Source organism: Haloferax sp. DFSO60 (assembly GCF_046557615.1).
Taxonomy (GTDB): domain Archaea; phylum Halobacteriota; class Halobacteria; order Halobacteriales; family Haloferacaceae; genus Haloferax.
The window spans coordinates 178,151-200,309 of record NZ_JBKIII010000003.1 but is presented as its reverse complement, the minus strand read 5'-3'; the positions used below and the strand labels follow the sequence as shown (position 1 = coordinate 200,309).

The following is a 22,159-nucleotide window of genomic DNA, read 5'->3' as shown; positions in this document are numbered from 1 at the left end:
GAACTGTCACCTACAATTGACACCTACGTAACGTGTGAGAATGAGAGAAACATTAATTAACTCACGCTCCAACAACCAAACAGCAGCCCTTAGACAAGCCATGCCAACGGAAAAACAATTTAAAAACCAGCTACAGAACGGTCGCATGATCGAAGACGAGTCCGAGATGACCGAGGGATACAAGAAAGCACTCAAAGCGACACTCAAAGTCTCTGCCGACACGGAACTCATGAGCGCCCCCGCGTACTACGAGATGTCGATGAACGCACCGACGCTCGACGCTCGTGCATCCTGTATCAGTGTCATTCAGGACGAACTCGGCCACGGACACATCGCCTACCGACTGCTCGAAGACCTCGGTGAGGACCGCCAAGAACTCATCTACGAGCGCGAACCCCACGAGTTCAGAAACACGTACGGGTTCGACCAGCACCTCGAAACGTTCGCCGAACTCGTGTGTGCACACGGCCTGTTCGACCGTGCGGGAATGGTACTCCTGAGCGACATCGAAGCGAACACCTCGTACGCACCGTGGAAACGTGCGCTTCGCAAAGTCGGCAAGGAAGAACAGTTCCACCTTCGTCACGGTGAGACGTGGATGCGCCGACTGTCCAATAAGTCCGACAAGACGAAACAGCGAGTGCAGGACGCCGTCGATTGGATGTTCCCGATGGGAATCGAATGGTTCGGAATGTCTGACGAGAAGAAACACAACACGGCGCAACTCGACTACCGCATCAAGGGGAAGACCAACGACGAACTCCGTCAAGAGTGGATGAGCCACACTGTCCCGCTCGCCGAGGAACTTGGTGTCGATGTGCCTGCACACTACGACGAAGAAGCAGACGAGTACGTCCTCGAATACGACATGCCCGTCGCCTTCGACGCAGAGAACAAAGAATGGCACTTCGACGAACCAATCAGCTGGGACGACGTACTCGACCGCTGGCGCTCGCGCGGCCCCGCGAACGAAAAGTACGTCAACCTGCTCCAGTCCGGGAAATTAGAGGTCGAAGTCTAACATGAGCGCACACACCGCAGATGTCGGCACGACCGGATTCGCAATTGGACCGGGAGACGACGCCGACGAATTCGAACAAGAACTGTGGGCGACCGTCGATGAGGTTCCGGACCCGCACATCCCCGTCAGTCTCGTCGATATGGCGATGATTTACGACATCGAAGCCGATGGTGGCGACATCACCGTCACGATGACGTACCCATGTATGGGCTGTCCAGCCTACGACATGATTCAAGACGACGTCCGTGCAGTCCTTCGGACGGTTCGCGGAGTCACCGACGTCACTATCGAGGTGACGTGGGACCCCGTCTGGTCGAAAGACATGCTCACCGACCGCGCACGCGAAGAACTTCGAGAAGCAGGTATCGGACTATGAAGTACCACGTATTCACCCGAAACAGACCAGGAGACGACATGATTCACGCAGGAACAGTACAAGCAGATTCAGACCGTCTCGCCCGCATCTACGCCCATCGTACCTACGACGAAGAGGCGTGGGATTTCATGGGCGTCGTACGCGAAGACAATCTGCTCGAAGTCGACGAAGAACCAATCTCGAGCGGGAGAGTAGCATGAGCGGAGACCAAGAGGCTGGCTGGCCGGACGTCGCACGCGACTACGTCCAAGCCATCGCCGACACGAAACTTCTGCTCGGCCAGCGATACGGCGAGTGGATGCTGAAGGGCCCGAACCTCGAAGACGACATCTCGGGGGCGTCCAACGGCCAAGACGAAATCGGACAGGTGCGCCAGTTGTTCCGCCTGCTCGAAAAACAGGGCGTCGACCGAGACTGGCTCGAGACCGACCGCAGTCCAGAAGAGTACGCGAACGCCCAACCACTCGACGAAGAAGCCGAAGCGTGGCCGACCTTCATGGTCCAGGTCGCGCTCATCGACCGCGCCGCGTGGTTACTCCTCGATGCCATCCAGCACGACGACTTCAAAGGGATGGTTCAGAAGATGGGCGAAGACGAGTACTTCCACCTGGAACACCACGACGCTCGCCTCGAAACGCTCGCCGACACCCAGCCGAAAGCAGTCGAGGCCGCACTCGAACAGTACTTCCCGGGCGCACTCGCGTTCATCGGACCAGCAACCTACGACGAAAGCGAAGACCCACTCATCGACGCTGGCTTCACCGACCGCCCAATCGCTGAGATTCGTGGTGCGTTCCGCGAACACTACGAGGACCTGTTCGCAGGGTCTGACGTGACGGTTCCCTCGCTCGAAGACGACGTCCCGGACCCAGCATCGTGGGACGAGACGCGACGTCGTAGCGGCGACGGTCACGTCGACTCCAGTGTCGTAGACCAGCTCCAGGGTGTCACCAACCGCGAGTACGTCATCAAATGAGTTCGACCGACTCATTCCCCAACAAGGTTAACCCCGGACGCGACCACGAGAGCAACACGATGAACGACGAAGACGGAGACAGCGACTCACCCGAAATCGTCTGCCCATTCTGTGGCTCGGCGGACAACGAGCGTGAATCGAGATTCGGCGGCGAAGTCTCGAAGAGCCAATACTACTGCAACGGGTGTCACACCGTCTTCGAGCGCATCAAATACGACGGTGCGACGCCTTCGACGGGTCGCGAGCGCGACGGGACGCGCTGAGCCTGAGCCGAAACAAAACAAGATACACGCTGCCTGCCGGTCGTCTTTTCTAGCCGAGTTTCCGGAAGTCCCACGAGACAGTTTTCTCGGGAGTCAGTTCGACCTTGACACGTTCGTGGCCGCTCGCGTCGGGAATCGATTTGACCGTTCCAAACAGCGCACGCTCGATGTCTTTCACGAACTCGGAGTCAGTGACGACACGTGCGTCGCCGCGCCATTGCACTCCGCGATGCTCTGCGTACTCGTCTTCCCCGGCGTCGACGATTGCTGCCGCGACACCCGTCGCCTTGATGTTCGAGACCTTGACCGAGTCCGCATCGGTCTCGAAACAGAGTTTTCCATCGACGATAGCGAATGCGACCGGAACGACGTGTGGGAGGCCATCAGGTCCAACGGTGGCGACACGGGCGACGTCGGCCTCTTCGAAGAGGACTGCCTGTTCCTCCTCGGTGAGCGCGATTCGGTCGTAATTTCGGGGCATGGGTGACGTTCAGAGCCCCAGTGCCTTGCTCGCCACAGTCGTCTTCTGAATCTCTGAAGTGCCGCCAATGATAGAGAGGATACGAGCGTCGCGGTAGTATCGTTCGAGTGGGTAGTCCGTCCGGTAGCCCTTTCCTCCGTAGACTTGCATGGCATTGCGCGCACAGAACTCTGCGGCGTCGCTCGCAGTGAACTTCGCGCGCGAAGAGACACGTGTATCGCTCTCTCCATCAGCAATTCGGACGGCTGAATCGTAGACGAGACTTCGGGCAGACTCCAGTCGAGAATCCATGTCGGCGATGAGGACTTGTACTGCCTGATACTCCCCGACTGCCTTTCCGCCTTGTTCGCGGTCGCCAGCGTAGTCCACAGCGTGGTCGAAGGCGGCCCGGCCGATGCCACATCCAATGGCTCCTAATCCCGTCCGAGCCATATCGATAGTACCCATCGCAATACGGAATCCCTGACCAATCGAACCAAGGAGTGCGTCTGCATCGACCTCGACGTCGTCGAACGTCGAATCACCCGTGATGTGGCCGTGCATCCCGAGATACTCGCCGCGTTCGAACGTGAAGCCGTCGGCGTCGTCCGGACTTGGAACGAGGAAGACGCTCACGCCGTGTGAGTCCTCCGGTTGGGGAGTTCTTCGTGCGACGACGAGGTGAACGTCGGCGACACCAGCGTTCGTCCCGAACGACTTCTCCCCAGAGATTCGATAGCCGTCATCGGTTGCCTCGGCGACGGTCTGGAGTTCGGTCGGAGAGGAACCGGCACCGGGTTCGGTCAACAGCATCGAACCAACCGCGTCGCCCGCGACCATATCGGGGAGGAGACGCTCGCGTTGTTCGTCGGTGCCGAAGTTCAACACGGGAAGCATCGCGAAGGTGTGGCCTTGAATCGTCTCTGCGACCGCGCCACTCTCCGCTGCGATTCGCTCGATTGCGAGACAGTACGAGAGGAAGTCGCCGCCGAGTCCGCCGTACTCTTCGGGAATGAGAATTCCTAACAGACCAGCGTCGCCAGCACGCTCGATGACATCGCGTGGGAACTCTCGTGTTCGTTCTATTTCTTCCGCACGCGGGGCAAGTGATTCAGTCGCAAAGGATTCCGCACGGTCCAGAACGTCGTAGTGCTCCTCGGAGAGAGCACGGTCAAGTAGCGACATACATTCCCTTCGTAAGTCAAGTACCTTATCTGTACCGTGAGTGTACCTCCGAATCGACAAGAACGTCACTGAAATCGGGAACCGCAACGTCAGTTCGGACGTACCGGTCAGACTCATCACCGACCTGTTCTGCCAGTCCTCGGGCGACGGCGAACTCCAGATGCGCTGACGCTTCTCCAGCTCCCATCTTGGCATGGATACCCTGCATCTCACCAAAGAGCGACCGAGCGACCGACCACGGAGTCCGCCCGTCACTCTCTGAACCAGGGAGTTCAGCGAGTACGTTCAACACCCGTTCGGCGTGGTGGTCACGAATCACGTCGATGCGGGCAGTGAGTTCGACGGTCGAACCGTGGCCGGGGAAGGCGTTCGGTGAAACCGAACCCGGTTCGACGCGCTCGGTCAACCGGTCGAGTGTATCGAGGTACGTCGTGAGCGAGTTAGTCATCCGCGTATCCGTTCCACCGACGTTGGGCGTGTACATCGGTAAGACTGCGTCACCGAGAAAGAGGGAATCCCCGGCGTCGAGGGCGAGGTGTCCAGCGGTGTGTCCGGGTGCGTGAACGACTTCGACGTCGCCGACCGAATCTCCGTCGGTAAGCGCTGTGACTGGGCACTCGTCTGGCATCGGCGATGGGGTATCTCCCGCTCGAACTGCCGTGACGATATCGTCGGGGACGCCCCACTCGCGGAGACGACGTGCATCACGGTCGATGCGGCGTGTTCGTTCCGTAGTGTAGTCTGCGACCAACGGTGCGTCGTTCTCGTGCATAACTAGCTCTGCACCAGATGCCGAAACCAGCCGCGGAGCCAAACCGGCGTGGTCTGCGTGCCAGTGCGTGACGACGACCGTCTCGACCGACTCGACAGGGAGACCCGTGGTCGAGAGACCGGTCGTCAGAACGTCCCAGGAGTCGTCTCCCGGTGGGCCGGGGTCGATGACGAGTCCACGGTCCGGTAACACGTAGGTGCTGTTCTCGCCCTCAGGGCTGGCTGCCGTGTGAGCGATGCGTTCGACCGTCTTCTCGTCGGTCATTTGTCGTCACCCACTGTATCAGAATCTTGCCTTCCACGTGGTTCGTGTTCGCTCCCGTGGGCGAAACCCATCGCATCCCACTCTTCTCGAACGGCCGTACGAAGGTCTTCGGGGTACATCGTCTCGAAGGTGACTCGCGGAGCGATGTACTCTTCGTCCCACCGAGGGTCCCATGCGGCGTTGACGTAGACGTTCGCACCAGTGGACCCATCTCGCCGATAGTATGGTGCGCGTGCCGCCGGTGCCGCCGAGTCAGAGAATTCCCAATCGTTCGCTGGGTGTGCTTTCACCCAGATGTCGTCGAACGCGCGAGCGAGGTCCATCGGAGGTGTCTCAGTATCGAGGACGACGACCTTGTCGAAGAGTCGTGAGAACGAAAAGAGGGTGTTGGCGAGTTGCCACTCGAAACCTGCATAGAGGATGTCGCTGGCGACGAGACAGATGCCGAGTCCGGCCTCCGCAGGGAGCGCAAGCCACTCGACGGGCGAGACGCCCCAGTAGTTGTTCACGCGGCCATACAAGCGGGCGGACTCGACCATCGAGAGGAGGGCGCGACCATCGGCCATCGGCGCGCCAGTCGGGGAGAACGGGACGATGGGGTCTTCGCGTGTCAAAACGCGCTCCGCACGTGCCTCGATTGTCGCCGTCGAAACCACGTATTCCCATGGCTCGCGGCCTTTCTCAGGGGTCTGGGTTTCGTTGTCGATGGGACTGCTGTCTGTGACTTTCGCTTCGACGATTACCTCGCTCTCCGCAGGGACCGGCCCGATACCCGTCGCCGCTACCGGAACAGGTCCGAACGCGTTCGCGATAAACGGCGCACCAGCGACTTGCGTCTCGCCGGTCCATCGCATGATTGCACCCACCAACGCCGCCGGTGGCGTGCCGAGTGCAAGCGAAAGCGTCGTTCCTTCTCTGAGGTCTGTCGAGACCTTCGCTGGCACCGAAAGTTTGAGCCCGTTGCTCCCCTGAATCGACCCCCGGACAGGGAACCATTCGACGGAGCCAACAGTGACGTCTTCTCCGACCGATTCGTCGGCAGTGCCGCCTGTCTCACTCAACTCGGTTGTGTACGCACCGACGCCGAGGGTAATCGCTGGTACCCCAGGGTCGTGGACCGCTGGGAGTCCAAGTGACCGGAGGTCGGTCTTGGATTCCGTCGCTGCAGGAGGCGTGACCTCGGGTTTCGGTCCACCACGTCGGGCGGCAACCAACGCATCGAGAACGTCGAGGTAGCCTGCGTCGTAGCCAAGACCCAATGCCGCGGCGATACGTGACCACGGTTCGCGTGAGCGCACAGTGAGTCGGTCGGGTCCGCCGACTCCGCCAGCCAATAATCGAGCGTGCCCTCCGGCGTCGGTGAGGAGGACGGCTGGACCGTTCTCTCGTGCTGCTTCTGCGGCAACTGCAAACGCGGTGTCTGCCCAGTGCGTTCGCTCGTCGATTCGAATCAGGTCTCCCACCCCGTCGAGGACGCCGAGGTGGTCGCGAATATTATTCATTGCCGGTCACCTCGTCCGAATCCGTCGATGGTGACACCGGCGTCTGAGAGGATTTCACGGGCACGCTCTCGGATGAAGTCGTCGTCAACCACATCGGTCTCGTGTGTGAGTGCGTCGTCACCCGAAGTAGCGTCGATGTACGCTTTCGTGGTCTTGGTTTTCGAGGTTCCCGTCTCGTCGTCTCCTTTCTCTTCTGGTGTTTGGTAGATGTTGAGCGGCACTTTCGGCATGGCGACGGTCCCGAACTGGTGGAAGTCGGACTCTGGGTCGGCGTGAAGGGCGAGTGCTTCGAGTACCTCTCGGGTCGATAACGGGTCCACATCTGAATCGACGAACACGAAGAAGTCCACGTGGAGCATCCCCCACGTAGTGAAGATGAAGTTCGCCAGTTCGTGGAGGTAGCCGGGTCGAGAAACGTCGGTCGAAACGACGTACACGGTTCGCGGAGTGAATCGCCATGGGACGCATTTTTCGACGTCGTAGCCCGCCGTTCGCAGGCCGAGCGTGGCGTCGGGTCCGACACAGGCAACTTCCACGGTTGCGCTCGTGTTCAGCGTGTGGCCGACACCTGAGCCTTCCACACAGAACGGAATCATCGGCTGCTTGCGGTGGGTAATCGCATCGACCTCGAGGACTGGCATCGACCGACGGGGGCCGTGCATGTAGCCGAAGTAGTCACCGAACGGGCCTTCGTCGAGACGTTTGTTCGGCACGACGTGCCCTTCGACGACGATTTCGGCGTTCGCTGGCACCAACAGGTCGTTCGTCTCGCACTCGACGAGTTCGACTGGTTTGCGTTTCAGACCGCCTGCGAATCCCGCCTCGTCGCGCCCGGTTGGAATCCACATCGAGGAGGTCATCTGTGTCGCAGGCTCGCCGCCGATGACGAGTGCAACCGGCATCCGCTCTCCTTGGCGTTCGTACTTGTAGTAGTAGATGTTGGGTGTCTGCTCGCCCGCGAGAAGGAGGAGACTCGCGTGCTTGCCGTCTTGAACCATCGCTCGGTGTGACGACCAGTCAGACCACGTCGATTCGGGGTCCTTGACGACCATCGTGTGGAGATTCGAGTAGCGACCGCCGTCACCAGCGTGGATGTACGGCCACGGGAGCGAAAGCAAGTCAGCGTCTCGGCCACGCTGAACTACTTCCTTACATGGTGCGTCCGAGGGAGCTATCGTCTCGGGGGAAATCGGCTGTTGAAGCCTGTCGATGACTGTCTCGTAGTATTCATCCGCAGGGAGGCCTGTTGGGAGGCCAAGTGCAAGCGCAACACGGTCCCACGGCCGAGTTCGACTCCCTCGGTAGGGGTCGCCGACGAGCCGAGCATCGAGACCGGTGTTCGAGACTGACTCGAAGATTGGAATCCGGTCGTCACGTTGGTTCGCGAGCATCGTAATCGCACTCGCTTCGAGGTCCCACGACACCGAGCGCTCGATTCGAGTGACTGCATCCCGTTCGTCGAGACGGTCCAAGTACTCCCTGAAACTCTCGGCGGGCGAACTGGTACTCACTTACCATCCCCCCCGATGAGTTGTCTCGAAAGGTCCTCCTGTTCGAGGGTCGTTCGACGCTCGACGTAGCGTTCGAGGAGTTCGGGGCGTGTCTCGGCGAGGTGTTGTCGCACGAACGTGCGGACCGCTTCGGAGACAGAGTCGTACTCACCGGTCTCGACGAGGTACGTGACGAGTGCGCGAACGTCCTCGCTTCGCACAGTCACGACGTCGGACTTCGTTCGACTCTCTTCGATACAGCGGTCGAGAATCTGGTCGTCGATTGGGGTGACGTCGATGTCGGCCTCGATGACCTCGATATACCACTGTTCTTCGGTGTTCTCGTGGGGGCCACGGAGAACCGTCAGTGGAATCGGTTCGTCGAGTTCACCACGGTCTTGCGAGAGGCGTGCGCGCGTCTGAAAAATCTCCTTCGTCTCTTGATTCGTCACCTGTATCGTCACTTCACCGCTCGTATCGGCCGGAAGGTGGTCCTCTGAGGTGATATACTGAGAACTCATTTCGCAACCCCGCGTGCTTCGACCAGTCGTGCCATTAGCAGAACGCTCGTACTACTGGTTGATAAAATCATCGCGCGCGTTTTACTGCGATTGAAGCCTCAATGCGCGAGAATACGATGAGAGTATACTCGATCAGTATACCGCAAGTCGTGTGGGTTACTTTTCGCCCGCACGTACTCGAATCAGGACAGAAGCCTCACGCTTCGTCGTCGAGATTGTGGCCGAGGAACTCCCTCCCGAGTTCGACGTAGTGGTCACGCGTCTCGGCGATTTTCGTGAGTTGGTCGTCGGTGAGTGGCCGGGTCTTCGCAGGAACTCCGTACGCGAGGTGGCCTTCGGGGACGGTCTGGTCGTGGGTGACGACGGCGTGTGCAGCGACGATACTGTTCGATTCGACAGTCGCCCCACCGAGGACGCAACTCCCGATTCCAATGAGCGCGTTGTCCTCAACGGTCGCGTAATCGACGACTGCGCCGTGACCGATGCTCACACCATCACCAATCGTCGCGCCGTGGAGCATCGTGAACTCTTGGACGTTCGTGTCCGCACCAACTGTGACAGCGCCGCGGTCACCACGGAGACAGACGAACGGCCAAATACTGGCACGTGGGCCGATTGCCACATCGCCCACGAGATACGTGAGGTCTGCGACGAACGCACTCTCGTCTAATATCGGTTCGTTCCCGTCGAATGGGTACTGCATTACATGCACGTGTGGGGTCGGATACCATAGTGATTCCCGTCTCATCGAGTGGAACATATCACCAGTTCTACCCGAACCGGTGTAATTTAAACACCTGCATGTGAATCTACGGACGAAATGAGGTTCGTTCGATTCAACCAGAGCCAACTCGGCCTGCTGACCGACGACAGTGAGGGAATCATCGACTTGACTGACCGTCTTGGTCTCACGAGCGAGGAACCGCTCGTCGAATATATGAAAGGAGACTACGACGCGAGCGAATACGCGGATGCTGACGCCGACTACGACGTTGCAGACGTCACGCTCGAAGCGCCGGTCGGCCGCCCCGGAAAAGTAATCGCCGCACCGCTCAACTACGAGAACCACATCGCAGAGGCAATCGCCGACAAGGACATCACGACCGACGAGTGGTTCTCCATCAAAGACAAGGGTTACTTCCTGAAAGCGCCGTCGAGCGTCATCGGCCCCTCCGAAGACATCGTTATCCCGTTCAAGGACCGCCGTATCGACCACGAGGTCGAACTCGGCTTCATCATGGGCGCAGAGTCCAAAGACGTCTCGAACGAGGAAGCCTGGGAGAACATCTTCGGGTACACCATCCTCCTCGACATCTCCGTGCGCGGCGACCAAGACCGCTCGAACCGCAAGTCCTACGACACCTTCACCGTCGTCGGCCCGTGTGTCGTCACCCCCGACGAGGTCGGCGACCCACAGAGCCTCGACCTCGAACTCTCTGTGAACGGTGAAGTTCGCCAGTCGGACAACACGAGTGACATGGTCTACACGTGCGCAGACGTCGTTCAGTACGCCTCTATCGGCGCGACTATCGAAGTCGGAGACGTCATCACCACCGGGACGCCCGAAGGTGTCGGCCCGCTCGCAGACGGTGACGTCGTGGACGCGAACATCGAAAACATCGGCTCGATGTCCATCGACGTCGTGGAGCGCGACGTTGCGTTCGAGGACGTAGACGTACAGAAACACGGCCAGAACTAACCAGCCTCTCTTTTTTTCAGCCAGCGTCGAGCATGCGAGAGTAGTTGCTACTTTGCAGTCCCGCAGTTTTCGGCATCTCCAGCGAGTCGCCAGCGACGAGTGAGCAGTGTAACCGGCGTCGAAAGCACTATGCTCCTGTTCTGATTATGGGAAAATGTGACACACGCATTCGAACTCGGCAGACTCTTCGATCCATCGTCTATCGCGGTGGTCGGAGCGTCTACGAAAGAGGGAAAAATCGGGTACGAGGCGATGGAGAACGTCCACGACTTCGGCGGACGGGTCTATCCTGTCAACCCGTCCGCAGAGGGAGATATTTTCGGCGAACCGTTCGTCGCGTCCGTAACCGACATCGACGACGACGTAGACCTCGCGTTGCTCTGCGTCCCCGCACCAATCGTTCCAAACGTCATCGAAGAGTGTGGCGAGGCGGGAATCGGTGCCGCAGTCATCTACTCAGGCGGCTTCGCCGAGGCAGGCGAAGAGGGTGCAGAGATACAGCGACGGATGACCGAAATCGCCAACGAACACAATATCGCACTCCTCGGCCCGAACACGAGCGGGTTCGTCGTTCCACGGACAGAACTCTATGGTTCGTTCGCGACTGGCGTCGAGAGTTTCCCAGCAGGCGGCGTCGCCATCGTCGCTCAAAGCGGTGGCGTCGCCCATTCTATCGCGTTTCAGGCGACTCGTGAGCGTCGTGGAATCTCGGCGATGGTCGGGCTCGGAAACCGTGCGAACGTCGGCTTCGAGGAGGTCATCGAGTACTTCGATTCGGACCCAGAAACGGGAGCAATTATCCTGCACGTCGAAGGGACCGACGATGCACGTTCTCTGATGCAAACCTGCTACGACGCAGACACCCCTATCTTCGCGTACAAAGTCGGAGAGGCCGACGTCGGCGACTTCGCCGAGTCCCACACCGGCGCACTCACCGGTGACCACGCACTCTACCAGGCTGGATTCGCACAGTACGGCGTCCCGACAGTCGGCTCTTCGAGTCAACTCTTGGATGCCGGGCACGTCGCCGCGAGCGCGCCGCTACCGGACGGGACGAACGTCGGCGTCGTGACTGCTCAGGCCGGACCGGGTATCATCATCGCAGACCGCTTGAAGCAAGCAGGCGTCTCACTGCCAGCACTCGAAGCCGAGACGACCGAGACGGTGAACGAAATCCTTCCGGGTATCACGTACTCAGCGAACCCCGTCGATACGGGCCGACCGATGCCCGAGTTCGGAGAAGTCGTCCGCGCCGTTGCGACGGACGAGAACATCGACGCCGTACTCGTCTACGAACTGCACGAGGCCGCACTCGGCTTCCCTGCAAAAGAACTCGATGGCCTCGCCGAGGAAGTCGAAAAGCCAATCGTGTTCGCAACGGCCGGACCAGAGGCCGACCTCGCACCGGACCGAGCGGAACTCGAAGGAATCGGCGTGCCTGTCTTCGAATCACCGGAGCGGGCTGCCGACGCCATCGTTGCGCTCGCCAGGTACGCACAGGTCAGTGAAGAGGCTGCGCCCGCGGGGGTGATCGACAATGCGTGAAGGCGAGCATCCAATCGAGCAAGCACGCGCTGACGGTCGGGCGACACTCACCGAAGCAGAAGCCAAGACGCTCCTCTCCGACGCAGGAATCGAGACGCCGGACTTCGAGGTCGCATCGTCACCAGCAGAAGCTGCCGAGGCTGCCGAACGCATCGGCTTCCCGGTCGTCCTCAAAGTCTCCTCACCCGACGTGACCCACAAGAGCGAGTGGATGGGTGGACTCGGTGTGACAGTCGGTGTGGCAGACACAGACGAGGCCGCCGGAGTCGCCGCAGACATTCTCGATGCCGCCGAAGAGGCAGGCATCGACGCCGACGTACTCGTCGAAGCGGCCGCAGACGTCGATGCGGGAACCGAGGTCATCGTCGGTGGGCTTCGAGACCCATCGTTCGGTCCCGTCGTCCTCACCGGTCTCGGTGGCGTCTTCACAGAGATATTCGAAGACACGACCCACCGCCTCGCGCCCATTAGCGACGAGACGGCCCGAGCGGCCATTCAAGAACTGCAATCTGTTCCACTGCTCGAAGGCTACCGCGGAAGCGAGCGAGCAGATCTCGACGCACTCGCCGGTGTGATTCGACGTGTTGGCGACCTCCTCGTCGAGTACGACGAGATAGCCGAAATCGACGTGAATCCCGTCCTCGCCACCGGAGACGGTGCGATGGCACTGGACGCACTGGTGGTACTCGAAGAATGAGTTCGTTCGAACACACGTGGACCGTTCGCTTCTCCGATACGGACCCGTTCGGCATCGCACACTACCCGCGAATCGTCGATACGGTCCACGAGACTGCGGATATATTCATGCAAGAAATCGACTTCCCATTCTGGGAGATTTCTATCGAACACGGCTTCGGATTGCCACTCGTCAAGATGGACTTCGAATTCGAGCGACCGATGGAGGCCGGTGACGACATCGTTATCTCTGTCGTTCCCTCGCTCGGAACGCGGAGTCTCCGGTTCGACTACGTCGCACGAAAGGACGGCGAAGTCGCGTTCACCGGATACGAGACACGTGTCTGTGCGAGCAAAGACGACGTCAGTTCGCGCGACATCCCCGACGACCTTCGAGCGGCAATCGAGCCGTACACCGAGTCCTAGCGCACTCCGTATCACATTTCCCTCCGTTGCAGTCGCTGACGACATATTTTTGTGACTACCGGCCCGTGTGAACGTATGGCAGAGTTCGACAATATCTACTCGGAATCGAATCCATTCGTTCGAGCGCACTTCGACTGTCCACAGTGCAGCGGGAAACTCTGGGAGTACGCCATTCAGCGGCAGATGGTCTGCGAAGACTGTCGTAATCTGTTCCCTTCAGAAGACATCTTCGACGCGCAAGTGAAGCAATAATCCGAACAGAAGAAGAATGGCGTTCTTACGGGGTTGAGACCCCGTAAATCGAGAACTGACCCATACATTTATCACTAATCCTCCAGAATATTTTCACCATGGCCGAACAAGAGCCAGAGAAACTCTTAGAGATGAGTGCCGATACACAGGCACTCCTCGAGGAGAACGACCTCCGACCACTCTGGGAAGTCGAGAAGGACCTGGGGAACCACTTCAACGACCTCGAACCGGATATCTGGAAATGGGACGACATCAAGGCGTCTATCGATGCAATCGAGAAGGACGTACCGATTGCTGAACTCCCGCCAGGGTTCCAGCGGCGCGTCGCGGTCCCAATCAACACAGGGTACGGAAACGCTATCTCGAACACCATCTACGTCGGTGTTCAGACCGTCTCACCAGGTGAAACAGCACCCTCCCATCGACACGGGGCGAACGCCCTTCGCTTCACCATCGACGGCAGCGAAGATATGAAGACAGTCGTCGCAGGTGAGGAGTTCCCGATGCGGGATAACGACCTCATCACGACACCCCAGTGGGAGTGGCACGACCACGTCAACGACTCCGACGAAACTGCTGCGTGGCTCGACGTTCTCGACCTCCCACTCGTCCTCGACTCGCTCAACGCCCGCAACACCTTCGAGAACCACGAACTCGAACGCCAACCTGTCACGAAAACGCAGGGCTACTGGGAGTCGCAGTACGGTCGCGCCCGACCATACGAGGACTCGAAGGAAGATGGTATTCCCGGTCCGTTCGAAGGAAACTGTGCGGCGACGCCACCGTACCGGTTTAGCTGGAAGGATACGCTCCAGACCCTCAGACAACGAGCAGACAACGATGACCCAGACCCACACGACGGATACAGTCTCTCCTACGTCAACCCGGCGACGGGGAACGCACCACTGTTCCCGACGATGTCCTTCCGCGCACAGTTACTCCAAGAAGAGACCGACCCCCACTTCCACAACGCCGTGGACGTGTACTTCGTCATCGAAGGCGAGGGCGCAACCCACGTCGGCGACGAGGTACTCGAATGGGGCGAACGCGACATCTTCGTCGTGCCGCCGGACGAGATTCACCACCACGACCCAGACGACGAAGCAATCCTCCTCGGGATGACAGACCGCCCGGTGTTCGAAGCGTTCAACTTCTACGCCGAGGCCGAACCAAATTAAGCGTTCGACGGGCCGCCGTATCTGAACTCTCTCGTTCTCTCTTCGAAAGATAACCGACGACAGCAGTATCGAACCGGTCCGAAAACGATTTTAAAACGGTGCTACTTCGAGAGTGCGTAGGCCAGCAGTTCGACGGGTGTCGGCGGTTCGTCACCGTCGAGTGACGTTCCGGCGAGCGGACTGGTCGTCGGGATTGGCGTGATGCGCCCGTCGCCGAGTTGCGTGCGGCAGGATGCACCGGGTGCCGTGACGACTTCGGCGTGACTCCCTTCGACCTGTTCGAAGAGGATGTCGCCGATGGCCTTCGACATGGAGTAGTGTTCTTTCTCGTAACCGAAGCTTCCTGCCATCCCACAGCAGCCCGAGTCGAGGGGGTCCACGTCGTACCCAGCGCGGCGGAGGGCACCGACTGCGTGGTGGTCTTTCTTCACTGCCTTCTGGTGGCAGTGGCCGTGGTACGCGAGCGTAGTTTCGGGGGTATCCCAGTCGATGTCCTCGTCGAGACGGAACGTGTCGATGTACTCGCAGGCCCCGTAGGTGTTCGCAGCGACGAGTTCGACCGACTCGCCCGAGAGCAAGTCGAGCGCGTCAGATTGGAACATCACGGCGTCCGAGGGTTCGGCGAGGACGACGTCCCATCCGTCGTTCACTCGGGGCGCGAGTTCGGTGACGTTCTCGCCGACTGCGTCGCGAGCTTTCTCGACGAAGCCTTTCGAGAGCGGTGGCCGACCGCTGTTCGTTCGGCGTGCCACGTCGACGTGGACGCCAGCGGCTTCGAGTACACGAATCGCCGCTTTCCCGACTTCCGGATGGCTAAAGTTCGTGTACGTGTCTGCGAAGAAGACGGCTTTCCGAGTGGCCTCTGCTTCTGCGACACGCGACCCACCTCTGGTTTCGAACCAGTCTTGGAGCGTCTCGCGCTGGAAGTTTGGAAGCGAGCGTTCGCGGGCGATGCCGATGGTCTTCTCAGTGAGCGTTCCTGCACCGGGGAGTGATTGTGCGAGATTCGACAGCGGAGCGAGTGCGCTTCCAACGCGGGAGAGTGTATCGACGTTTGCAAAGAGTTTGTCACGAAGACTCGAACCGTGTTCTTGGTGTCGAGCGTGCATGACTTCGGTCTTGAGCTTCGCCATATCGACCTCGCTGGGGCAGTCGCGGGCACAACCCTTACACCCGATACAGAGGTCGAGGACCTCTTCGACGAACTCGTCTCCGGTCGGGTCGTCTGGGAGGTCACCACTCATCGCCTGGCGGAGCAGGTTCGCACGCCCACGGGTGGCGGTTATCTCTTCGTCCGCAGCGCGGTAGGTGGGGCACATCACGCCGCCGGTTGTCTCCTGATTGCCGCGGCAGCCACCGCATCCGTGGCAGAGTTCGACCATTCCTTGCATCCCGTTCTCGTTTGCCCAGTTGAGCGCGGGGGCGAATCCTGCATCGTAGTCGTAGGAGTCGTCGTAGCGAAGGTGCTCGGTCATGTCGTGGCGCTTTACGCCGGGGGAGTCGGCACTCTCCGAAACCTCTGTTTCACTCAACCCACAGACGTTCCCCGGATTGAGGAGCCAATCGGGGTCGAACGCGGTTTTGAGACGTCGGAACGACTCCCAGAGCGTGTCGCCGTAGAGTTTGTGATTCCACTGGGTACGAGCGCGTCCGTCACCGTGTTCGCCGGAGACACTCCCACCGAACTCGACGACCATGTCGGTCACTTCGTCCGCGATTTCGACCATGTGTTCGCGGTCGATGAGTGCCTTCGTGTTGACGAGCGGGCGGACGTGTAGCACGCCGGGGCCTGCGTGTGCGTAGAAGGCGCAGTCCACGTCGCGGTCTTTGTCGGCGAGGAGGGACTGGAATCGTTCGACGAATTCGGGAAGGTGTGTCGGTGGGACCGCACAGTCCTCGATAAAACTGATGTGTTTCTCGTCGGAGGTTCGCGAGAGGAGGATTGGAAGCCCAGCCTTCCGGAGCGTCCAGAATTGGGTCCGGTCGGCGTCGTCGTGAGCTTCGAGTCCTTCGAACGCGAGGGTCTGGTCGGCGTATTCGTCGCTGTCTTCGACTTCGCTATCGACACTCGGCACGCGGTCTGCGAGGAGGTGTGCAGTTTGCTCGCGGCCGTGGTCGTCGTCGTCCGCGTAGAATTCGACGAGGAGTGCGGCCTCGGCATCGGAGGGGACGAGTGCGGCGACGTCTTCGAACTCGGCCGTGTTACGAGCTAATCCAAGAAGAACATCGTCGATGAGTTCGACGGCCGCAGGCTCGTGTTCGAGGACGTGCTGGACGTCGGTCACAGCATCGAGGACAGTCTCGTAGAAGAGAAGCGAGACTGCTTTCGTCTCCGGAAGCGGTTCGAGCGAGACCTCCGCTTCGGTGACCAGTGCGAGTGTACCTTCGCTTCCAGCGAGCAACCGGGCGAGGTTGACAGAGCCACTCTCGGCCTCTTCGATGAGTACGTCGAGGTTGTAACCCGAGACGTTGCGCTTCAGGTCAGGGAACCGTTCGTGGACCGCAGATGCATCCTCGTCGATGATGCGGACGACTTCGGCGTAGACTCGTTCGAGAAGGTCGCCTTCGGCGTCGGCATCAGCGCGAAGTTCTGAGAGGTCTGTCTCACCGAGTGTGGTCACAGTTCCGTCTGCGAGGACGACTTCGCAGGATTCGACGTAGGCATCGGTCTTCCCGTAGACGAGTGAGTGTGCCCCCGTCGAGTTGTTGCCGATAGCGCCGCCGACGACGCTCCGATTTCCGGCCGCGGGGTCGGGTGCGAATTTCAATCCGTCCGGGGCGAGTGCGGCGTTCAGGTCCTCTAAGATGACTCCGGCTTGCACCTGCGCTCGCTGGACATCGGGAGCGATATCGACGATGTCCGTCATGTACCGGGTTACATCGAGAACGACCGCTTCGTTGACTGCCTGACCGGCGAGGCTCGTTCCGCCTCCTCGGGGCAGGACTGGAATCTCGTTGTCGGCACAGTAGGAGACGACAGCAGAGACGTCCTGCGTCGATTTCGGAAACACGACGCCGATGGGCGTGATTTCGTAGGCGCTCGCATCCGTGGCGTACAACTGTCTGGTGTAGGTGTCGAACCGAACGTCGCCCGCGATGCGCGTTTCGATAGCATCGACGAGTTCCGGTCGCTCGACTTCGTCCGAGACGTAGTCGTAATTGGCCCGTGAATCAGTCGTAGGGCCAACACTCTCGGGAGTGACTGACGGCTTAGACATCGTCGAGGGTTCCACATCGTTCACGCGACGCTACGACTCGTTGGCGTACACACGCACGCCGAATGCTGGTCCTACTCATGGACGTACCCCGCTGAAGTCTCTCGGGCGTACTGCGGTTCGCCCACTATCGATACGGTGGGTTAGCATGGTTGGTCGTGGGTATATCACACATGGTCATAAGTCTGACCGTCTTTCGAGTTCGAAAGGTGCCGGCAGTGGTGAAGAAGGCCGAGAGTGTGAACAGCCACACAAGATATTCGGTGTCGCCGAACAAAATAGTACGAATATTAATTCTAATTACAGCCCACAATCGGGTTTTTGATGGTCATATGGACACTTCTTGGAGGTAGTGTGTTGTATTGGGCACTCTTACTCGCGAAGGGACTAGAGACCAAGTTACCACCCAGTGTGCGATAGTCTTTACAACCGTACGTTTGTCATGTGTGTGATGATTTCCCGGGTGAATCGCGATACATTCGTGTGAGCGTTCGAAAGCCACGTATTCGTTCCCCGCGTTTGTGTGTGAGGTAACTACTACAGTCGATGCGTACTCCGGGTTGACGAGTGTACACCAAGAGTTGCCACGCAGAGGTCACTGAGAGCGCTCTACGAGACAGAATCGGATGAGATTCATGCAATTCGGCCTCACCGAACGTGCTTTTTACAAATATCCGATTCAATTAAAAATCAAGACGAATTCTGTACAAACATTCATTGGAGTTCTTCATGGCAAACTCTGACAAATCTGTCGTTTGGTCACACCGAAAACCAAAATGTTCTGTTAGCGGTCGTCTCTAACGAGGTTAACAGTCGAACGACTGAAAGACTTAGTAGTGAGCGCGTTACACAGTGATTTGTGAAAGACGGTCACACCGAACGACGGATGGTGAAGTCGGATGAGACGCTCCTCTCTATCATCGACTACCTCCGCGAGGTCGATGGAGCGGGAGTCACAGAGATTGCGAACCACCTCAATTTGGCGAAGAGTACGGTCTACGACCATCTCGTGACTATGTACGAGTACGGCTTCGTCGTCAAACGTGGGCAGAAATACCACCTCGGACTGCAGTTCTTTAGATACGGACAGTACGTCCGAAACCAGTTCAAAATCTACGAGGCAGCAAAGCCGGTCGTGGACCGTCTCACCGACCTCACCGGAGAGATGGTCTGGTTAATCGCACACGAAAACGGTCGAATCATGTATCTATATGGACACGCTGGAGCGACCGATATCAACGCAAACAGCCTCATCGGGTCGTGGGCGTACATGCACTGCAACTCGGCAGGGAAGGCGATACTCGCTCATCTCGCTGACTCTGAAGTCGATGCAATCATCGAACGACATGGCCTTCCCGCCCGCACCGAGAGTACGACGACTGACCCCGACAAACTCCGAGAAGAACTCACACGTATCCGTCAACAGGGATTCGCGTTGAACATGGGTGAAGACCTCGAAGGGATTCACGCGATTGGCGTTCCGCTCTTGTTCGACGAGGAAGTCCAAGGAGCGCTTGCAGTCGCCGGGCCAGCACACCGAGTCACCAGAGAGCGCTGTGAAGGAGAGCTTTCCGAACAGTTGTTCGCTGCGCGAAACGACATCGAACTGAATCTCGTCTACAGATAACGACACGTCGTTCGTCTTTCTACACAGTCCCATCCTGAGCGAGGTTACAACAACCAAGAGATGATTGGTTCGACCGTACACTTCGTTGCGAGACATTGTGAGAGAAACAGCACGACAGAAATCGGGTAGACGAACACCATCTGTCGCACGACGACTCGTTCCGCGACCGACCCGAATGCGACGACACCACCACCGAAGAGAATCGGCACCGACGCGAGCGCAAGTTGTGGGAGTATCGACTGACTGACGAACATCGCAACGAGTCCCCCTGCAACGAGAAAGAATCCCGAACTCACCGCCATCGCTCGACGTTTGCCGAAGACGACTGGGACAGTGTGTTTGTCGATGCGCTCGTCGAAATCGAGGTCGAGGCGGTCGAGAGAGACTTTGACTCCTGCCAACATAACGACGAACAACACCGCAAGTGCGACCACTCCCGAACCGAGCGACTGCTGTTGTGCGAGATAGCCACCGACGAGAGCGAGTGCGATACCGACTGGGTAGTCGAGCGTGACCGCAATCGTGTTTTTATCCAGAAGGGGCGCGTGAAGCACCGCAAGTACCCAAAGAGCGACGACGGACCCAGCAGACGAAAATCTGCCATCGAATGCCAGCACACCCGCCAGCGACAGACACACCGCACTGGCGACAGCGAATCCAAACTGTGCCTCTCGGATCGACAACAGTGGGGGCTCTTCAGCACGGACGTAGGCGTCTACGTACTCGTCAACGACGTGGGCAGTGTAGAGTGCCGCGCCAACGGCGAGCGCATGAACGACAGCAGTGAAAAGCGAAAGCGACGTCGACAGGAGACCACCGAAGACCGACATACCGACTGCAGGTACCATGAACGTCGGCTTTACCTGCGAGTGCAGTCCGCCGACGGAGGGGGTGTCGTTTTCTGTGGTCATACGTTCATTTGGGGAATGTTCGCAAAAAGTGTGACTCGTTCAGACGAACAGATTACCAAAATACAGCAAGAATAGAGAAGACGTCCAGTGAACGTTGTCGTAACTAACTGGTTTTCCAAACGAATTTGGTATTGTGTCAGATAACAATAACCGATACAATTAATATTCGTTGCTGATGTTGGTTATCACACTTCATACACGCATGAGATTTCTAACTGCATTTGAACGCACTGTTCGAGTGTACGGGGCGGATACAGCGCTCATCACAGAAGACGGGGAGACGTACACCTACGCCGAGTTCGACCGCCGGAGTACACAACTGACACACGCACTCACCGAACGGCTCGGCGACGCACCGTGTGCAGTCCTCGCGTTGAACGGCGTTCTCGCCGCCGAGTCCATGATTATGGGCCACAAACGAGGCGTCCCAACCGTGCAACTATCGTTCCGAGGAAAGCCGGACGAACTGGTCAGGATGGCAAACGTCGCCGACTCGAAGGGGATTCTCTTCGACGATGCCAACGCTGAAACAGCGTTGAAAATGCTCGAACTGGGAGCGTTCGAGGTGGCGATTCACGCAGGTGAGAAGGACATCGACGCGGAAGAAGTCGAATCCTACGAGGACGTTCTCGAATCAGCACCCGACCACGTTGATGCGGAACTCCCAATGGGCGAAGAGACGAGTATCTTCTTCACCAGCGGGACGACGAGTCGGCCCAAGGCCGTCTCGTTTACTGGCGAACAGATGTGGCTCGGAGCATACCAAGGCGTCATGGAACACGGCATCGAGGAGACCGACGTCGCGATTGTAACGACGCCGTGGTACCACATGGTCACCTCCGACGCGTGGCTCTATCCACACTGGCTCGCTGGCGCGACGACGGTTCTCCACTCTAGTTTCGACCCCGAAGAAGCGCTCGAACTCGTCGAAGACCACGATGCGACCGGATTGCTCGCAGTGCCAACCCAGCTCAGCGCGCTCAACGCAGTCCAAGAGCGAGAGGGCTACGACACGAGTACACTCCGATACATTCGAACTGGTGGTGCAATCGTCTCGGCCGAACTCGTCGAGCAGACGAAAGAACACCTCGCAGACGGGCTGTACAACACATACGGGATGACCGAAGGCGGGCCGAACCTCACGTTCGCACATCCGTCTGTCCAAGAAGAACACCCCGGAACGGTCGGGAAAGAGTCCTTCGCGTGGGAGGTTCGCGTCGTCGAAGCCGCGCCGATAGACGAACATCCCGACCCCGAAGCAGTGATACACCCGGGCGAGCAGGGAGAAGTCATCGCCCGCGGCCCGGGCGTCCCCGACGGCTACCTCGACAACCCCGAAAGCGAGTCGAAGACGTTCTTCGACGAATGGCTCCGGACGCGAGACGTCGCCCAAGTCGATGAAGACGGCTACCTCTACATCGTTGACCGCGTCGATAACATGTTCATCAGTGGTGGCGAGAACATCTATCCCAAGGAAGTCGAGCGCGCGCTCAAATCACACAGTGCAATCTCCGAGGCACTCGTCTTCGGGTTGGAAGACGACTACTGGGGCAGCATGGTGACTGCAATCGTCGTCACCGACGGGTCGATAACCGAAGACGAACTCGACCAGTACTGCAAATCCCACGACTCGCTGGCGAACTACAAACGACCGCGTGAGTACGCGATTCGAACCGAGCCATTCCCACGAACGGACACGGGGACGGTCCAGCGAGGGGACGTTATCCGCGAACACTTCCCCGAGTGAATCCGGAGTTCTGAATTTGGTGTTCGAATTCGAAATCGGTTGACAGCAAGTAGA

22 protein-coding genes are annotated in these 22,159 nt (G+C 58.9%); 13 read left to right on the top strand and 9 right to left on the bottom strand.

Annotation, left to right across the window (positions count from 1 at the left end):
* Window positions 1–145 precede the first annotated feature (145 nt).
* The 5 genes from ACK509_RS15445 to ACK509_RS15425 are packed head-to-tail and all read left to right on the top strand — an operon-like array spanning window position 146 to window position 2,636.
* Window positions 146–1,021 carry a Phenylacetic acid catabolic protein gene (locus ACK509_RS15445; RefSeq protein WP_410767450.1) on the top strand — a complete coding sequence of 292 codons (876 nt, stop codon included), beginning with the start codon at window positions 146–148 and terminating at the stop codon, window positions 1,019–1,021.
* 1 nt (window position 1,022) lies between these two features.
* Window positions 1,023–1,397, top strand: a complete 375-nt coding sequence (locus tag ACK509_RS15440; protein ID WP_410767449.1) for a metal-sulfur cluster assembly factor — start codon at window positions 1,023–1,025, stop codon at window positions 1,395–1,397.
* Window positions 1,394–1,597 (top strand): phenylacetic acid degradation PaaB family protein, encoded by a 204-nt coding sequence (locus ACK509_RS15435; RefSeq protein ID WP_410767448.1) that lies wholly within the window; start codon window positions 1,394–1,396, stop codon window positions 1,595–1,597. Before ACK509_RS15440 ends, ACK509_RS15435 begins: the two co-directional genes overlap by 4 nt.
* Window positions 1,594–2,373, top strand: coding sequence for a Phenylacetic acid catabolic protein (locus tag ACK509_RS15430; protein WP_410767447.1), 780 nt, complete (start codon window positions 1,594–1,596; stop codon window positions 2,371–2,373). The genes ACK509_RS15435 and ACK509_RS15430 overlap by 4 nt, the downstream gene beginning before the upstream one ends.
* On the top strand, window positions 2,370–2,636 hold the full coding sequence (locus ACK509_RS15425; RefSeq protein ID WP_410767446.1) for a hypothetical protein: 267 nt from the start codon (window positions 2,370–2,372) through the stop codon (window positions 2,634–2,636). Before ACK509_RS15430 ends, ACK509_RS15425 begins: the two co-directional genes overlap by 4 nt.
* Before the next feature lie 49 nt (window positions 2,637–2,685).
* Here ACK509_RS15425 and ACK509_RS15420 read toward each other — a convergent pair whose 3' ends face one another.
* The 7 genes from ACK509_RS15420 to ACK509_RS15390 form a co-directional block, all read right to left on the bottom strand.
* A complete protein-coding gene (locus ACK509_RS15420; RefSeq protein ID WP_410767445.1) occupies window positions 2,686–3,117 on the bottom strand; it encodes a pyridoxamine 5'-phosphate oxidase family protein in 432 nt (143 codons plus the stop codon).
* Window positions 3,118–3,126: 9 nt separating this feature from the next.
* The gene (locus ACK509_RS15415; RefSeq protein ID WP_410767444.1) at window positions 3,127–4,281 is read right to left on the bottom strand and encodes an acyl-CoA dehydrogenase family protein; all 1,155 of its coding nucleotides are present in this window, start codon (window positions 4,279–4,281) and stop codon (window positions 3,127–3,129) included.
* A gap of 25 nt (window positions 4,282–4,306) precedes the next feature.
* Window positions 4,307–5,317, bottom strand: coding sequence for an MBL fold metallo-hydrolase (locus ACK509_RS15410; RefSeq protein WP_410767443.1), 1,011 nt, complete (start codon window positions 5,315–5,317; stop codon window positions 4,307–4,309).
* A complete protein-coding gene (locus ACK509_RS15405; protein ID WP_410767442.1) occupies window positions 5,314–6,819 on the bottom strand; it encodes a 3-octaprenyl-4-hydroxybenzoate carboxy-lyase in 1,506 nt (501 codons plus the stop codon). Before ACK509_RS15405 ends, ACK509_RS15410 begins: the two co-directional genes overlap by 4 nt.
* Window positions 6,816–8,330, bottom strand: a complete 1,515-nt coding sequence (locus tag ACK509_RS15400) for a UbiD family decarboxylase (RefSeq protein ID WP_410767441.1) — start codon at window positions 8,328–8,330, stop codon at window positions 6,816–6,818. Before ACK509_RS15400 ends, ACK509_RS15405 begins: the two co-directional genes overlap by 4 nt.
* Entirely contained in the window at window positions 8,327–8,830 is a 504-nt protein-coding gene (locus ACK509_RS15395) for a hypothetical protein (protein ID WP_410767440.1), read from the bottom strand. The genes ACK509_RS15400 and ACK509_RS15395 overlap by 4 nt, the downstream gene beginning before the upstream one ends.
* Before the next feature lie 196 nt (window positions 8,831–9,026).
* Window positions 9,027–9,533, bottom strand: coding sequence for a gamma carbonic anhydrase family protein (locus ACK509_RS15390; RefSeq protein WP_410767439.1), 507 nt, complete (start codon window positions 9,531–9,533; stop codon window positions 9,027–9,029).
* Window positions 9,534–9,650: 117 nt separating this feature from the next.
* On the opposite strand from ACK509_RS15390, the gene ACK509_RS15385 reads away from it, so the two are divergent.
* From ACK509_RS15385 to ACK509_RS15360, 6 genes are all read left to right on the top strand, one after another.
* Window positions 9,651–10,529 (top strand): fumarylacetoacetate hydrolase family protein, encoded by an 879-nt coding sequence (locus ACK509_RS15385; RefSeq protein ID WP_410767438.1) that lies wholly within the window; start codon window positions 9,651–9,653, stop codon window positions 10,527–10,529.
* A 156-nt stretch (window positions 10,530–10,685) separates the two neighbouring features.
* Window positions 10,686–12,074 (top strand): acetate--CoA ligase family protein, encoded by a 1,389-nt coding sequence (locus tag ACK509_RS15380; RefSeq protein ID WP_410767437.1) that lies wholly within the window; start codon window positions 10,686–10,688, stop codon window positions 12,072–12,074.
* Window positions 12,067–12,771, top strand: coding sequence for an acetate--CoA ligase family protein (locus ACK509_RS15375; RefSeq protein WP_410767436.1), 705 nt, complete (start codon window positions 12,067–12,069; stop codon window positions 12,769–12,771). The genes ACK509_RS15380 and ACK509_RS15375 overlap by 8 nt, the downstream gene beginning before the upstream one ends.
* Window positions 12,768–13,175 (top strand): acyl-CoA thioesterase, encoded by a 408-nt coding sequence (locus ACK509_RS15370; protein ID WP_410767435.1) that lies wholly within the window; start codon window positions 12,768–12,770, stop codon window positions 13,173–13,175. Before ACK509_RS15375 ends, ACK509_RS15370 begins: the two co-directional genes overlap by 4 nt.
* A 75-nt stretch (window positions 13,176–13,250) precedes the next feature.
* Entirely contained in the window at window positions 13,251–13,427 is a 177-nt protein-coding gene (locus tag ACK509_RS15365; RefSeq protein ID WP_410767434.1) for a hypothetical protein, read from the top strand.
* Between the two features lie 98 nt (window positions 13,428–13,525).
* Complete coding sequence (locus tag ACK509_RS15360; RefSeq protein ID WP_410767433.1) at window positions 13,526–14,605, top strand: cupin domain-containing protein; 1,080 nt, start codon at window positions 13,526–13,528, stop codon at window positions 14,603–14,605.
* Window positions 14,606–14,706: 101 nt separating this feature from the next.
* Here ACK509_RS15360 and ACK509_RS15355 read toward each other — a convergent pair whose 3' ends face one another.
* Window positions 14,707–17,823, bottom strand: coding sequence for an FAD-binding and (Fe-S)-binding domain-containing protein (locus ACK509_RS15355; RefSeq protein WP_410767432.1), 3,117 nt, complete (start codon window positions 17,821–17,823; stop codon window positions 14,707–14,709).
* Between the two features lie 856 nt (window positions 17,824–18,679).
* Here ACK509_RS15355 and ACK509_RS15350 point away from each other — a divergent pair.
* Window positions 18,680–19,447 carry an IclR family transcriptional regulator gene (locus tag ACK509_RS15350; protein ID WP_410767431.1) on the top strand — a complete coding sequence of 256 codons (768 nt, stop codon included), beginning with the start codon at window positions 18,680–18,682 and terminating at the stop codon, window positions 19,445–19,447.
* Between the two features lie 44 nt (window positions 19,448–19,491).
* Here ACK509_RS15350 and ACK509_RS15345 read toward each other — a convergent pair whose 3' ends face one another.
* A complete protein-coding gene (locus ACK509_RS15345) occupies window positions 19,492–20,358 on the bottom strand; it encodes a UbiA family prenyltransferase (protein ID WP_410767430.1) in 867 nt (288 codons plus the stop codon).
* A 202-nt stretch (window positions 20,359–20,560) separates the two neighbouring features.
* Between ACK509_RS15345 and ACK509_RS15340 the strand changes: the two genes are divergently transcribed.
* Window positions 20,561–22,105, top strand: a complete 1,545-nt coding sequence (locus ACK509_RS15340) for a class I adenylate-forming enzyme family protein (protein ID WP_410767429.1) — start codon at window positions 20,561–20,563, stop codon at window positions 22,103–22,105.
* Window positions 22,106–22,159: the final 54 nt, after the last annotated feature.

Coding starts and splice junctions, on each gene's coding strand:
- ACK509_RS15445 (WP_410767450.1), top strand. CDS start 146: ATGATCGAAGACGAGTCCGAGATGACCGAGGGATACAAGAAAGCACTC.
- ACK509_RS15440 (WP_410767449.1), top strand. CDS start 1,023: ATGAGCGCACACACCGCAGATGTCGGCACGACCGGATTCGCAATTGGA.
- ACK509_RS15435 (WP_410767448.1), top strand. CDS start 1,394: ATGAAGTACCACGTATTCACCCGAAACAGACCAGGAGACGACATGATT.
- ACK509_RS15430 (WP_410767447.1), top strand. CDS start 1,594: ATGAGCGGAGACCAAGAGGCTGGCTGGCCGGACGTCGCACGCGACTAC.
- ACK509_RS15425 (WP_410767446.1), top strand. CDS start 2,370: ATGAGTTCGACCGACTCATTCCCCAACAAGGTTAACCCCGGACGCGAC.
- ACK509_RS15420 (WP_410767445.1), bottom strand. CDS start 3,117: ATGCCCCGAAATTACGACCGAATCGCGCTCACCGAGGAGGAACAGGCA.
- ACK509_RS15415 (WP_410767444.1), bottom strand. CDS start 4,281: ATGTCGCTACTTGACCGTGCTCTCTCCGAGGAGCACTACGACGTTCTG.
- ACK509_RS15410 (WP_410767443.1), bottom strand. CDS start 5,317: ATGACCGACGAGAAGACGGTCGAACGCATCGCTCACACGGCAGCCAGC.
- ACK509_RS15405 (WP_410767442.1), bottom strand. CDS start 6,819: ATGAATAATATTCGCGACCACCTCGGCGTCCTCGACGGGGTGGGAGAC.
- ACK509_RS15395 (WP_410767440.1), bottom strand. CDS start 8,830: ATGAGTTCTCAGTATATCACCTCAGAGGACCACCTTCCGGCCGATACG.
- ACK509_RS15390 (WP_410767439.1), bottom strand. CDS start 9,533: ATGCAGTACCCATTCGACGGGAACGAACCGATATTAGACGAGAGTGCG.
- ACK509_RS15385 (WP_410767438.1), top strand. CDS start 9,651: ATGAGGTTCGTTCGATTCAACCAGAGCCAACTCGGCCTGCTGACCGAC.
- ACK509_RS15375 (WP_410767436.1), top strand. CDS start 12,067: ATGCGTGAAGGCGAGCATCCAATCGAGCAAGCACGCGCTGACGGTCGG.
- ACK509_RS15370 (WP_410767435.1), top strand. CDS start 12,768: ATGAGTTCGTTCGAACACACGTGGACCGTTCGCTTCTCCGATACGGAC.
- ACK509_RS15365 (WP_410767434.1), top strand. CDS start 13,251: ATGGCAGAGTTCGACAATATCTACTCGGAATCGAATCCATTCGTTCGA.
- ACK509_RS15360 (WP_410767433.1), top strand. CDS start 13,526: ATGGCCGAACAAGAGCCAGAGAAACTCTTAGAGATGAGTGCCGATACA.
- ACK509_RS15355 (WP_410767432.1), bottom strand. CDS start 17,823: ATGTCTAAGCCGTCAGTCACTCCCGAGAGTGTTGGCCCTACGACTGAT.
- ACK509_RS15345 (WP_410767430.1), bottom strand. CDS start 20,358: ATGACCACAGAAAACGACACCCCCTCCGTCGGCGGACTGCACTCGCAG.
- ACK509_RS15340 (WP_410767429.1), top strand. CDS start 20,561: ATGAGATTTCTAACTGCATTTGAACGCACTGTTCGAGTGTACGGGGCG.